This is a genomic window from Pontibacillus marinus BH030004 = DSM 16465 (assembly GCF_000425225.1).
GTDB classification, from domain to species: domain Bacteria; phylum Bacillota; class Bacilli; order Bacillales; family BH030062; genus Pontibacillus; species Pontibacillus marinus.
The window spans coordinates 23818-36200 of the sequence record NZ_AULJ01000019.1 but is presented as its reverse complement, the minus strand read 5'-3'; the positions used below and the strand labels follow the sequence as shown (position 1 = coordinate 36200).

Here is a 12383-nt window from a genome sequence, read left to right as displayed (position 1 = left end):
AGCACCCAATCCTTTTTATTATTTCTTAAGTTTTCGTGTCTCTTTTTCCCATTTCTTTAAATAAGGATAAGGGTCAAAGGACCATTCACTGTATCCATTATCTCTATACATTCCATAATGGAGGTGGGGAGGGAACTTTCCGGAAGTGCCTGGTGGACCGTATCCTGTGGCCCCTACATAACCAATTACATCTCCGGGTTTTACGACTTGTCCAACTTTTACACCTTTCTCAAAACCATTTAAATGAGCAAAATAATGGTAGATGTTATTGATATCACGTACACCAATTCTCCACCCACCGTAACGGTTCCATCCTTTCATCTCAACAACCCCATAGGATGTTGCTCGAACAGGAACCCCATAATTAGCAAATATATCGGTGCCTTCATGAATTCTTCTTCCACCAAAACCACGTGCATCTCCCCATGTATTTTTATAACTATAGTTATGATATAGAGGAACTGGAAACATGCGATTTTGAAGATCTATCGTATTAAATTTTTCATACACCTTTGCAGTGTTCATGATTGTTTGTACCGAAAGGTCTCGTTGATAATAATTCCAGATAGCGATTTTAATGTCTTGTTTAGATGTACCATACTGTTTGATCCAATCAGCCATCGTATATAAAATATCATAATCATTTGTCCGATCGGCTACATCATCCCCATCACCATCTTTTCCAATCCCACCAAGAACCTCAATTTCACTTACAGTTAATGGCCGATCTTCTATTGATTGAGCCCCATTCCAAAGGGGAGAAGGGAAGGTGATAGAGATTAGGTCATCCGAGGCATGAGTTTTGTGAATATGCTTTTCATATTGATTAATCGCAGCTAAGTAATACCAAGGAATTTGCGTTAATGTTTCCATACTTTTAAATAAGTCCATTTGTTGTTTATATGGATCTTGTTCAGGCTCAGCTTGCGTTATTGTTGGCACAATTAAACATAAGGTAAGGACGAGGACGCCTCCAAGTTTCTTTATCACAGTTGTTCACCTCCACGATAAGCTCTTATATTAGGTAGTTTGCGGTAACATAGTTGAAAACATGATTGGTAAATGTTTAAAAATTTAAATGGATATGGAAACATAAAAAGAGCTTCAAATCCCATATGATTTGAAGCTCTGTGTGAGGAGAGTTACTGGTTCATCATGTTCCCTTGTTCTTTTTCAACATCACGTTTGTCTTTTTTAGACTTTGTTTCATCGTTATACATTTGTTCGCCTTGAGGTGACTTTTTCATTTGATCAATTACGGATTCAATTGAGTCTCGATATTCGCGGTCGCCTGTCCTCATATTACTTAATGTTGCAAGCTCACGATACATGTTCTGTTGATCAGACACATAAACCTCATAATAACGAGGAACAACGGACATCGCATTTTTCTTAGCCATATCTGCTGCGCGGTTACGATCCATATTACCTTCAGGTGTATAAGCAACTAATACCTCAGAATCGGTCACTAATGTTGCTGCATCTTTAATGCCTTCGCCTTGAAGCATATAACGTGTAATTAAATCAGATACCTGCTCACGGTCCATGATACCGTAACGAATTTCCTCTTCATTATCTCCTACCTGATCCTTTGTATATCGAACATACCCGAATCGGTCTGTACGAGCATCGTTTCGGTCTTCTTTCTGTGACTGATAACTACTATTCAATGATTGGTCTTGATCAAATCCTACATTGTTGTAGCCATTATTATTTTCACCCATGTCTAGGGCTCCTTCATTACCGTTACCATTACCTGCACAGCCTGAAACCAGCATTGTCGCTGTTAAAGCTGTCGTTGCTAACCAACTTTTGTAGTTCAATGGAAACCCTCCTATGCAATTATAATGTTCCTCTCCTCATCTATAGCTTGAGTCATAATAAAATCTTCATGCTAGAAAATGTTCTCCAGTATAAAATTATAAAAGTAAAAAAATCCAAAATATGATACACTAGAAGAAGCATAAGAGGTGATCGACGTGATTGAGATTCAAGGAAAAAAATATGATCTAATTCATAATGAAAAAGACGGCTTTGAAGAAGAAGCATTTGAAGAACGTTTCAGTGATATTTTAAGTAAATATGATTTTATTGTTGGCGACTGGGGATACGGTCAACTTCGACTTCGTGGCTTTTATGATGATCAAAACCCAAAAGCAACTTTTGATACCAAAATTAGCACTTTAAATGATTATTTGTTAGAATATTGTAATTTTGGTTGTGCGCACTTTGTTATCAAAAAAGTAGATGAATAAAAACCAGACAGCTTTAAGCTTGTCTGGTTTTTTGGCCTACAGGGACATAGGTCAGATCAGTGTTGTCACAGGACGTGACGAACTTGGGCCTACAGGACGTAGGTCAGATCGGTGTTGTCACAGGACGTGACGAACTTAACCGATCATCCTTATCCCTGCCCTTTTTTAAGACTCATCTGTGTTTTGATTTTCAATAGAAGGTTTAACTTCTTTATCAGGATGATCGTGTGTCGGATGGGAAGCTGGGTCAAGTCGTTGTAAGTCCTTATGAAGCGATTTGTTTTCATAGTTAAAGGCACTGTAATAACGTTGACCAGGTTTCCATGGTGTACTTTTATTTTCTACAGGCTCATATTTGTTGCGTGGAGCTCCATAAGGGCCTTCAGGTAATTGTTCAGGAGTCAGGTAATTTCGCATAGCTTCTACATTCGCAAAGTCCGAATAACGTTCTTCTTTTTCATCAGACATAAAAAACCCTCCTTTGGTTTAGTTTAAACCAAAAGAGGGTTTCTTATTATTTATAAAGTTATATCACTTGTCTTAAAAATTCACGTAATTCTTCGGCTTCGACTTCAGTGAGGTTATATACATGCTCCAAATAGCCGGGTTCTTCTACATCATCTTGACCGATAATGGCATAATGACTTCCTTGTAGATCGATCACAATTTTTTTACCATAATACCGGTCCGTAGTCATAATGGCTAAATCGTAACGATGGTTTTCTCCCATAAAACTAACAAAACGTGTGTTTGTTTCTTCTTGATCATCATATAGAAAAAATTGGTCTTCGGACATGTCTTACAACCTCCTTAGGGTAATGTTTAATAAACGAAGTTCGGCTTATGATCCAGTTGGTGATTTGCTTTAATAAAGCGAACAGTTCTTGTTTTTGCGCGCATAACGATAGAATCTGTTTCCGTTAACTCGCCACCTAAAAACTTAACGCCGTTTAATAACTCACCTTCTGTTACACCTGTAGCTGCAAAAATGGCATCATCACTTTGAACTAAATCATCTAATGTTAATAATTGTTCTGGATCTTCAAGTCCCATACCCATGCAACGTTGTGCTTCTTCATCATTTTTAGGAACAAGACGAGCCTGCATATCTCCGTCTAAACATTTAATTGCTGCTGCTGAGATAACACCTTCTGGCGCTCCACCTCTACCGACGAAAAGGTCTACTCCTGTATGTGGAAGACATGTAGCGATAGAAGCACCAACATCGCCATCTCCAAACAACTTAACGCGAGCACCCTTAGCTCGAATACGTTCAACAAGTTCTTCGTGACGTGGACGCTCCTGCACAATAACTGTTAAATCATGAATACGTTTATTGTTAGCTTCAGCAACAATATCAATCGTTTTTTCAATCGGATCATCTAGACTGATTTTCCCTCGAGCTTTTTTACCGACAGCAATCTTTTCCATATACATATCTGGTGCATGTAATAGAGCGCCACGGTCTGCTGCTGCAATGACCGCCATTGCATTATTGTGACCTTTTGCAACAATGTTTGTTCCTTCAAGTGGATCAACAGCTATATCAACTGCAGGTCCATTACCGTTACCTAATTCTTCTCCAATATATAGCATAGGTGCTTGGTCTTTTTCACCTTCACCTATTACAACAGTACCTTCCATAGAGATGGAGTCAAACATTCCTCTCATGGCTGAAGTTGCAGCATCATCTGCCTCATTTTTCTTTCCTCTTCCCATCCATTGGGCTGAGCTTACAGCTGCTGCTTCTGTTACACGTACAAGTTCTAAGGCTAATTCACGATCCATGGTTGTTTTCCCCCGATACTTAGTTTTCCTTCTATATAATAGCAGAAAACGAACCAGAACTTAAATGGAAATTACCGTTTATATCGAATAATATATGATATGATAGCACAAGAAGAAGGTTGAAGTGAAAGGAGATATAGAGAATGTATTTTGTTGATAGAAGTAAAATTGAAGAAACATTACAATATTTTGATGAGTTGTTAGTTTGTTTCGAGAACGAGACATTTGTAACTTTCAAAGAAAAATTAGCTCTTGAGCGCATAGCTCATATGTGTGTAGAGTCAATTGTCGATGTTGGGAATATGATGATTGATGGCTTCATAATGAGAGATCCCGGTAGTTACGAGGATATTATCGATATTTTAACGGATGAAAAAGTTCTTCCTGAAGAGGAGCAAGAGCATTATAAAAACATTATCCAAATGCGTAAACCTCTAGTTAGAGAGTTTGTCAATATGGACCACGATTATTTATATAATACAATAAATGAAAATTGGACATCTTTTACAACTTTCAGCGAGCGAATACGTTATTATCTTAATGAAGAATTAGGGCCAGTTTCAGCCTTTTCCAAAGACTAGACGTTCTCCTAATACGGAGAGCGTTTTTACATGAAGAAAAGAAAGGGGATTACACCATGAAATCTTATAAAGGGTATTTAATTGATCTAGATGGAACAATGTACCGGGGAACTGAACGTATTGAAGCAGCATCAGATTTTGTTAAAGCATTAAAAGAAAAAGGCATTCCTCACTTGTTTGTTACGAACAATTCATCAAGACGCCCCGACCAAGTGGCAGAAAAATTGAATTCATTTGATATACCTGCTGAAGAAACTCAAGTATTCACAACAAGTATGGCAACAGCATCTTATATTAAACAGCAAAAGGAAGATGCAAATGTTTATGCTATAGGTGAAGAAGGACTTTTCCATGCACTGGAGGATAAAGGGCTTCAGCTTGTAGAGGAAAATAGTGATTATGTTGTTGTCGGAATTGACCGAGGAATTACATATGAAAAATTAAGTAAAGCATGCTTAAATGTACGTGATGGGGCGAAGTTCTTATCAACGAACGGTGATATCGCTATTCCTACTGAAAGAGGTATGCTCCCTGGTAATGGCTCATTAACTTCTGTTGTAACCGTCTCTACTGGAGCAGAACCCCTATTCATAGGAAAACCAGAGTCGATCATAATGCAACAAGCAATGGAGGCGTTAGGACTTACGAAAGAAGAAACGTTAATGGTAGGAGATAATTATCATACCGATATTTTAGCTGGCATGAATGCGGAATTAGATACGCTTTTAGTTCACACAGGTGTCACCACTAAGGAGCATTTAGAAGAGTATGATCGGCAACCTACTTACACAATAGAGTCTTTAGAAGAATGGATTCCGAAGTTATAAGATAGCAAAAAAGCCCTCTCTAGCGTGAGAGGGCTTTACTTAAGATTTTTTTACACGTTAAGAGTATAAAATTTTAGCATTGGAGCAATTCGACGTAGTAAAAATCTTGAAAGTATGAAGTATAAGCTAAGGCTAATCCTCTGTCTGCGCCTAAAAAGGCTTGCCAATCGGCAAGTTTTCTTTAAAATACATATGGTCCGACTGTAAGTGATAATACGAGAATATGGACAAATACAAAATAGACAACCTTATAACCAGAAGAAGTAGATCTGTGTATGAACTGCATACAACCATAAGCAATCAGACCAGCTACTAATATAAGCACAATAGAGTTTCCTGGGAAAGCGATATACGCTGGAGCAGTAGCATTTAATTTTTGAGTGAATATGGTACCACTTTGTATGAACGCCCCTAATAAATAAACCCCAATCGCAGAATAAAGAACCCAATTATAATCTTGATCGATTGACTTTCTATAGAATAAGAATAAAAGAACGAAGAATATGAGTGGCCAAACCATCCATTTCATTGCAAGGATCAAAAATGGAAATGCTTTAGTCAACATACTCATGGTTACCCCGAGAGCCAATAACATATCTGTTTTCGTGTACCCAGATGCTTGTTCAATCACCTGAGGTTTAGAGGAAGATACATATAATGTGTTTGGAATATTCGTATCCAGCCACATTACCATGTGGTCATTCACAAGTTTGGGTTTTGTTGAAAAGCGGTAGGTATTACTTCTCCTTTTCGCAGTGATATTTTCATCATCAACAACGTTTAACTCATAAATATTCGGAGCATAATTTGTTTGATAATCAACTTTACTAAATCCGATACCATAAAACACAAGACTAAGTTGGTCATTAAGGTAGGAGGCTGTTACTTCTCCGATTTCATTTAATCTTGAACCCGTATTCGGATCAATAGGGCTAATGAGCCTCGGAGATATGGAGTCATCCGATGACTGAAATTCTGAAACATATAAACGATACGGATCTTTTCCGGCACTTTCAACAAAAGATTTCATAGCCAATCCTAAACGTTTATCAGTGGCTGCATAAGCTACTTCTACAATGCTCTCATTGGCTGGGACATTAATAGACTGTTCTTGCACCTTTTTTAGGTCTCCATTTTTGAGTTGGAACATTGTAAAATTCAACTTATTTGCAACAGTACTGTCTGCAATAACTGTAAGGATATCATTATGGTTTGTGATTTTATACTCTTCATAACCTTCAGGTAAATTTCCTAGTTCTTTTGTTTCTAGTGAGTTAGGGTCTAATGAGAAAAGAGTAGTTTCTTGGATATAATAAATATCTTCTTCATTAACGTACATTGAATCAGCTTTTGCTAACACATCTCCTGAATCATGGTGAATAATTTCATCATCAAGTTGATAAATTAATGTATCGTTATAGGCGTAATACGGATCCCATTTTGTAAAAGGGATCTCCATAGTTGACTCATTCTGTAATGTGAAGTTTTTAGAGAATGTCTTTTTCGTCAGAGTCCCATCGTTAAAAATAGCCATTTGATAGTTTCCATCTTCAGTTTTATAAAGGTTAGGCAGTGTCTTACTGTTTGATTCACCTATTTCAATCCCTCGGCTCCAATCATTAGATGGTTGATTGGATACGGATTCAGCACCTTGATAAAACAAAAGAGAAAAAAAGGCAAATGCCATTGTGATTGGAACAATCCAAATGAGTTTTTGTTTAAGTACTTTCATTGTGTCTCCCCCTTTTAATATAAATGAGACCTCCTATTTATACGGCTCATTCATGAAACGGTTTCATTATTTTGTAAAAAATGGATGTTTCAATCGCATACAATGACATTGCTCTTATAAGATATAACCTCCGATTGTTAACATAAGAAAGATAATGTGCAAGCCTACAAAGTACATAACTTTATATCCTACAGACCATGTTCGACGTACAAACATTAAACAAAATAGGGCTAGCAGACCGAATAACAAAATAAATACGTAAGGAAATCCAGTAAAGGTTACAAAATCAGGTGCGCGAGCTTGAATGGTACGTACAAAGAAATGCTCTTCAAGCAGTAAAGCACCGATGATATAAACGACAATTCCACTGTACAGAACCCAAGGTAAATTTTGATCCATTGATCTCTTAAAAAAGAGAAAAAGGATACTAAAGAATAGAAGTGGTACGACGATCCATGGATAAGCTAAATAAATGGATGTAAATGATTTAACTAAGTGCATGACGGTTTGTCCGAGTGCTATAGTTAAGTCTGTTTGGGTGAATCTATCTGCTTTTTCAATTAGCTTTGGATTCTTAGACGAGATGAAAATTTTCTTCTTGATTCCATAATCGAGCCACATAATCGTTTCTTTATTGAGTAGTAATGGATTTGTTGAGAAATATCTCGTATTGCTAATTTGTTGAACATCGATTCCAGAGTCCGTTTTAGAGAATTGATAGATGTTGTTTGCACTCATTGTTTCCGTGGCGCGTTCAGTAAAGCCTGTGGCATGAAAGATTACATGTAATTGCCCATACCTATAATAGGGCCTGAAATCACCAGCTTCCTTTAAATTTCTTCCTGTATTAGGGTCTTTAAGGTTTAATAAGTTAAATTCTAATGATGGACGATCCCAAGAACTCTCTAATATATATAGACGATGTTCATTTCGATCATTTTCAGTTTTTGCAACAATCCCAAACCCTTCATCCTTTGTAGCCACTGAAATGTCTTTAAAATATTCACTTATTGGAACCTTTAGCATGTCTTTTGTTTTAACGGTTAGTTCGCCACTAGGAAGTGCTTCATATAAAGCCATTGGTACTTTAAACCCTAAAGATTTATAGGCCATAAAGTACTTTTTATTGTTATGTACAATTGGCACAATGGTTTCGTATTCATCAGAAATCCTTCCTAGTAGAGTAGAGGACTTAGATTTAGGATTTAATTGATAAATTTCATGGTCCTTTGAATAAAATAAATGATCTTCTAAAGGATAGAACTTATCAGCCATTGTAATGAATTCATCAGTCTCACCGTTTATTATTTCACCGTCTTCATGGTAAATTAGTTCCCCTTTGTTATAGTAGAACGGATCCCATTTTGTGAATGGAACAGATTTGGATGATCCATGTAATAACTCGAATGACTGATTATAGGTTTTCGTGAAAATTTTCCCCTCATTAAAAAAGGCTACCCTCACCTCTGAACCATTTTGGTAAGAGAATGGTGTACGATTCGTTTGAGTTTCACCTATCTTTATATGCCGGCTCCACTCATCACTCGGTTGCTTAGCAATTAGTGTTAGATTACTCCAAAATAACCCAAGAACAATAGTTGTAATAATAATTATTGGAACAATCCAAACTAGATTTCTCCTAATTTTCTTTAACATAATGACCCCCAAAATAGAATTAGGACAAAACTCTCTAAATTTTCTTTATTTTACCATGATTTTACCATGACTCTGCGAATTAAAAAACAATTACTTCAACAACCATATGTATAAAAAAAAGAAACCGATGACTTAGTCATCGATTTCTTCGTCGCTTGCGGTACTATGGGCTAAACGACTGGATGCTGCAGCTGCAATTGCTCCAACAATGTCATCTAAGAAGGTATTACAGCCATAAGATTTGTCATTTAGCTTTTCTAATATTCCTGGTTTTTGTTTATCAATAAATCCGTAATTCGTAAACCCAATGGAACCATATACGTTTACGATAGAAAGTGCTATAACTTCATCAATTCCATATAGGCTTTCATCAACTTCAATGGTTTCTTGAAGCGGTGAGTCAAGCTGCTTTTTCTCAGCTAAAATATCAAGTTGGATCCCTGTGAGAATCGCGTTTTGAACTTCACGCTTACCAATAACTCGATCCACGTTTCTTTTACATTCTTCTAACGATAAATCGTCGTGATATTTAGACTGTAAGTAGTACACGAGATCGGCGATATCATCTAGTGTTACGCCTCTCTCTTTTAACCATGTTCTTGCTTTTTCTTCTAACTGCGTCATTTTTTGCTGTGCCATTTTTTATCACCTATTTCTTTGTTTGTACACATCATTTATTCCCCATAAATTATGTTATGAAACAAATATCATGGTTGTGATTCAGGAAAGAGTGCTCAAGGTTTTGGAACTTATACATAAATATAAAATAAGACACTTTTTAAGGTAGGTGCTAATATGAAAGACATCATTCAAGAACGGTATAATATTGAATTAGGAGAAGAGATTTATCATTCTGGTCTTCATGGATTTAAAGGGCGTGATGGGTATTATATTCTTATACCAGAACCGCCAACTACAGATGAAGAAGCATATGAACAACGCTCTCTTTGTGAATATTTAGCAAATCAAGGTTTTCAAAACGTCGCAATACCTTTGTTTACAACAGAAGGCCGACTTCAGACTAGCCTTGATAACCAAACATTCTCACTTATTTATACACCTTCTTTTGATACAGTGCAAGAAAAACAAGGAACAAAGCTTGCCAGGTTCCATCAATTAGGTAACGATTACCCCTACCAACCTCAATATGTCTCTCGATATGGTCAATGGAAAACACTTTGGGAAGATAAAATGGATGCATGGACTTCTTTATACGAACAGGAATGGGAGGAGAGACCTGCCACCTCATATCAAAGATTATTTATTGAAACATTTCCTTATTTGGAAGGGATGACCGAAAACGCGATCCAATACTTACAAGAAAGTGAGCAAGATTGGCGTTATGATCAAACAGACCAAGGAACATTTACGTTTCAACGCCTACATCCTTCTATGTTATCCGAAAACATATGGCCTCATACTTTGTTATATGATCATCCAACTCGTGACATTGCCGAATGGATGAGATACAAATTTCTCGAAAAAGGGTTTGAAGCGTTTGGAGAGATCCAAACTTTTTTAGATGATTATGAGTCCTCTAGAACATTGTCCGTTTTTAGTTGGAGGATGATTTATGCACGTTTGCTTTTACCTGTTCATTTGTTTGACTCTTTAGAAGGGGCACTTGGAAAGGGGGACAAGAGAAATCGAATGGCAGAACAATCCTTGAGAGATCTTTTGCATTATCAAGAAACATATGAACAAATTCTCTATCGCTTTTTTGCTGAGCTTTCTTTAGATGTCCAACGCGTAAATATTCCAGTTTTAGATTGGGATTGAGCTTCTATGACTAGGTAATGAATTTGTGATTATGGTACTATTGTAGGCAAAGTAATCGTTTTAGGAGGATCAACATGTCAAAGCCGTATGTATATATCACAAGATCTTTACCAGAAGATGTCGTTAATCAATTCCGAGATATTTTTGATGTTCATATGTGGGACTATAAAGAAAAACCCGTGGACAGAGAAACTTTACTTCAAGAAGCAACTAAAGCGGATGCCCTTATTACAATGCTTAGTGATAAGGTGGATGAAGAGCTGCTAAATGAATGCCAACAGGTTAAAGTTATTGCGAATCTGGCAGTAGGTTATGACAACATTAATGTGAAAAAGGCTGAGGAAAAAGGGATAACGATAACCAACACACCTGATGTTCTAACCGAAACAACAGCAGATTTAACGTTTTCTTTATTAATGGCAACAGCAAGACGTATTGTTGAAGCGGCTGAGTATGTGAAAGAAGGTCAGTGGCAAAATTGGGCACCCTTATTGTTAGCGGGCAATGATATTCACCATAAAACAATTGGTATTGTAGGTATGGGAAGAATTGGTGAAGCTGTAGCTAAGCGTGCTACAGGATTTTATATGGATATTCTCTATCATAATCGAAGTCGTAAAGAGCGGGCCGAACAGGAGCTTGGAGCAAAGTATGTTTCATTTGAAGATTTGTTAGAGCAATCTGACTATGTGGTTTGTTTAGCTCCATTAACAAAAGAAACGAAAGGGATGTTTGATCAGAAAGCTTTTGAAAAGATGAAATCCACTGCTATTTTTGTAAATGCATCTAGGGGAGCCAATGTGGATGAAGAAGCGCTTTATAAAGCTCTTGAAAAAGGTGAAATTAAAGCCGCTGGACTTGATGTTTTCGCTCAAGAGCCAATATCATCTGATCACCCTTTACTGCAATTAGAGAACGTTGTTGCATTGCCTCATATTGGGTCTTCTAGCGAGGAAACTAGAAAGAATATGATGGAACTTTGCTTCGAAAATATACAGCGTGTGTGGAATGGTCAGGAAGCTAAGACAAAAGTAAACCCTTAATGGCGAAGATCTCTCTTAATTGAGAGATCTTTTTTATTTATTATGACTTATTTAAAGACAAGTTGTTCAGTATTATGGCAGTTATCTGGAATAAGCTGGTGTGGGGTGGTTCCGTTGCTTTTATGGAGTGCGGCGGGCTATGTTCTTGTGGGAAGGAACAGTACTCCCTCGGGTAAGCGACGGAATCGGGTAGGCGATAGAATTGCTCAGGTAAGCGACGGAATTGCTCGGCTAGACGCGGAATTCCCTTGGCCCCCCTGCACTGCCTCCTCCCACTTTATCTCGAATCCATGTCTTCAACAAACGAGGGCTTTAACAGAACAATTCAATATAAAAAAACATGCAGCTTATAGCTGCATGTTTTTTAGTAAAGTGATTTAGAATACTTGTTCAACTTCACGAATACCTGGTACTTCTTCTACAAGTGCACGCTCAATACCAGCTTTTAGTGTAATCGTAGAACTTGGGCAGCTTCCGCAAGCTCCCATTAGACGAAGGCGAACGATTCCTTCTTCTACATCTACAAGCTCAACGTCTCCACCATCACGTAGTAAGAAGGGACGAAGTTTATTTAAGACCTCTTGTACTTGTTCTTGGTTTTCCATCATCCATCTTCTCCTTTCATTCTTATGTTCATTATAATTCACACTTCATAAAAAATCTATTATACTGCGTCAATTTCCTCAATCTGGTTCATCTATGGATAGATCCATTATATAATG

14 protein-coding genes are annotated in these 12383 nt (G+C 37.2%); 5 read left to right on the top strand and 9 right to left on the bottom strand.

What is annotated here, in order from left to right; all coding sequences use genetic code 11:
- Window positions 1–18: 18 nt before the first annotated feature.
- On the bottom strand, window positions 19–990 hold the full coding sequence (locus H514_RS0104825) for a M23 family metallopeptidase (RefSeq protein ID WP_027445944.1): 972 nt from the start codon (window positions 988–990) through the stop codon (window positions 19–21).
- A gap of 152 nt (window positions 991–1142) precedes the next feature.
- Window positions 1143–1823 carry a YhcN/YlaJ family sporulation lipoprotein gene (locus tag H514_RS22510; protein ID WP_051255034.1) on the bottom strand — a complete coding sequence of 227 codons (681 nt, stop codon included), beginning with the start codon at window positions 1821–1823 and terminating at the stop codon, window positions 1143–1145.
- 156 nt (window positions 1824–1979) lie between these two features.
- On the opposite strand from H514_RS22510, the gene H514_RS0104815 reads away from it, so the two are divergent.
- The gene (locus H514_RS0104815; protein WP_027445943.1) at window positions 1980–2255 is read left to right on the top strand and encodes a YutD family protein; all 276 of its coding nucleotides are present in this window, start codon (window positions 1980–1982) and stop codon (window positions 2253–2255) included.
- Window positions 2256–2420: 165 nt separating this feature from the next.
- Here the strand turns inward: H514_RS0104815 and H514_RS0104810 are convergent, their stop codons facing one another.
- The 3 genes from H514_RS0104810 to glpX are packed head-to-tail and all read right to left on the bottom strand — an operon-like array spanning window position 2421 to window position 4043.
- Window positions 2421–2723 carry a hypothetical protein gene (locus H514_RS0104810; protein WP_027445942.1) on the bottom strand — a complete coding sequence of 101 codons (303 nt, stop codon included), beginning with the start codon at window positions 2721–2723 and terminating at the stop codon, window positions 2421–2423.
- Between the two features lie 58 nt (window positions 2724–2781).
- Entirely contained in the window at window positions 2782–3051 is a 270-nt protein-coding gene (locus H514_RS0104805) for a DUF3055 domain-containing protein (RefSeq protein ID WP_027445941.1), read from the bottom strand.
- A gap of 26 nt (window positions 3052–3077) precedes the next feature.
- Entirely contained in the window at window positions 3078–4043 is a 966-nt protein-coding gene (gene glpX / locus H514_RS0104800; protein WP_027445940.1) for a class II fructose-bisphosphatase, read from the bottom strand.
- A gap of 143 nt (window positions 4044–4186) precedes the next feature.
- Between glpX and H514_RS0104795 the strand changes: the two genes are divergently transcribed.
- Both H514_RS0104795 and H514_RS0104790 read left to right on the top strand, forming a co-directional pair.
- Entirely contained in the window at window positions 4187–4624 is a 438-nt protein-coding gene (locus H514_RS0104795; RefSeq protein WP_027445939.1) for a DUF86 domain-containing protein, read from the top strand.
- A 56-nt stretch (window positions 4625–4680) separates the two neighbouring features.
- Window positions 4681–5451 (top strand): TIGR01457 family HAD-type hydrolase, encoded by a 771-nt coding sequence (locus tag H514_RS0104790; protein ID WP_027445938.1) that lies wholly within the window; start codon window positions 4681–4683, stop codon window positions 5449–5451.
- 181 nt (window positions 5452–5632) lie between these two features.
- On the opposite strand, the gene H514_RS0104785 is transcribed toward H514_RS0104790, so the two are convergent.
- The 3 genes from H514_RS0104785 to H514_RS0104775 all read right to left on the bottom strand — a co-directional run bounded on the left by H514_RS0104785 (window position 5633) and on the right by H514_RS0104775 (window position 9478).
- A complete protein-coding gene (locus tag H514_RS0104785) occupies window positions 5633–7183 on the bottom strand; it encodes a hypothetical protein (RefSeq protein WP_027445937.1) in 1551 nt (516 codons plus the stop codon).
- Between the two features lie 114 nt (window positions 7184–7297).
- On the bottom strand, window positions 7298–8839 hold the full coding sequence (locus H514_RS0104780; protein ID WP_027445936.1) for a hypothetical protein: 1542 nt from the start codon (window positions 8837–8839) through the stop codon (window positions 7298–7300).
- Between the two features lie 132 nt (window positions 8840–8971).
- Window positions 8972–9478, bottom strand: a complete 507-nt coding sequence (locus tag H514_RS0104775; RefSeq protein ID WP_027445935.1) for a phosphatidylglycerophosphatase A family protein — start codon at window positions 9476–9478, stop codon at window positions 8972–8974.
- A gap of 156 nt (window positions 9479–9634) precedes the next feature.
- Between H514_RS0104775 and yutH the strand changes: the two genes are divergently transcribed.
- Together yutH and H514_RS0104765 are read left to right on the top strand one after the other, a co-directional pair.
- Window positions 9635–10618, top strand: coding sequence for a spore coat putative kinase YutH (gene yutH / locus H514_RS0104770; RefSeq protein WP_027445934.1), 984 nt, complete (start codon window positions 9635–9637; stop codon window positions 10616–10618).
- Window positions 10619–10692: 74 nt separating this feature from the next.
- Window positions 10693–11661: a 2-hydroxyacid dehydrogenase gene (locus H514_RS0104765; protein ID WP_027445933.1), complete on the top strand. Its 969-nt coding sequence runs from the start codon at window positions 10693–10695 to the stop codon at window positions 11659–11661.
- A gap of 377 nt (window positions 11662–12038) precedes the next feature.
- Here the strand turns inward: H514_RS0104765 and H514_RS0104755 are convergent, their stop codons facing one another.
- Window positions 12039–12269, bottom strand: coding sequence for a NifU family protein (locus H514_RS0104755; protein WP_231566570.1), 231 nt, complete (start codon window positions 12267–12269; stop codon window positions 12039–12041).
- Window positions 12270–12383: the final 114 nt, after the last annotated feature.

Bases quoted from the DNA above. Each gene is read 5' to 3' on its own strand.
- H514_RS0104810 (WP_027445942.1), bottom strand. From the start codon at position 2,723: ATGTCTGATGAAAAAGAAGAACGTTATTCGGACTTTGCGAATGTAGAA.
- H514_RS0104805 (WP_027445941.1), bottom strand. From the start codon at position 3,051: ATGTCCGAAGACCAATTTTTTCTATATGATGATCAAGAAGAAACAAAC.
- glpX (WP_027445940.1), bottom strand. From the start codon at position 4,043: ATGGATCGTGAATTAGCCTTAGAACTTGTACGTGTAACAGAAGCAGCA.
- H514_RS0104795 (WP_027445939.1), top strand. From the start codon at position 4,187: ATGTATTTTGTTGATAGAAGTAAAATTGAAGAAACATTACAATATTTT.
- H514_RS0104790 (WP_027445938.1), top strand. From the start codon at position 4,681: ATGAAATCTTATAAAGGGTATTTAATTGATCTAGATGGAACAATGTAC.
- H514_RS0104785 (WP_027445937.1), bottom strand. From the start codon at position 7,183: ATGAAAGTACTTAAACAAAAACTCATTTGGATTGTTCCAATCACAATG.
- H514_RS0104780 (WP_027445936.1), bottom strand. From the start codon at position 8,839: ATGTTAAAGAAAATTAGGAGAAATCTAGTTTGGATTGTTCCAATAATT.
- H514_RS0104775 (WP_027445935.1), bottom strand. From the start codon at position 9,478: ATGGCACAGCAAAAAATGACGCAGTTAGAAGAAAAAGCAAGAACATGG.
- yutH (WP_027445934.1), top strand. From the start codon at position 9,635: ATGAAAGACATCATTCAAGAACGGTATAATATTGAATTAGGAGAAGAG.
- H514_RS0104765 (WP_027445933.1), top strand. From the start codon at position 10,693: ATGTCAAAGCCGTATGTATATATCACAAGATCTTTACCAGAAGATGTC.
- H514_RS0104755 (WP_231566570.1), bottom strand. From the start codon at position 12,269: ATGATGGAAAACCAAGAACAAGTACAAGAGGTCTTAAATAAACTTCGT.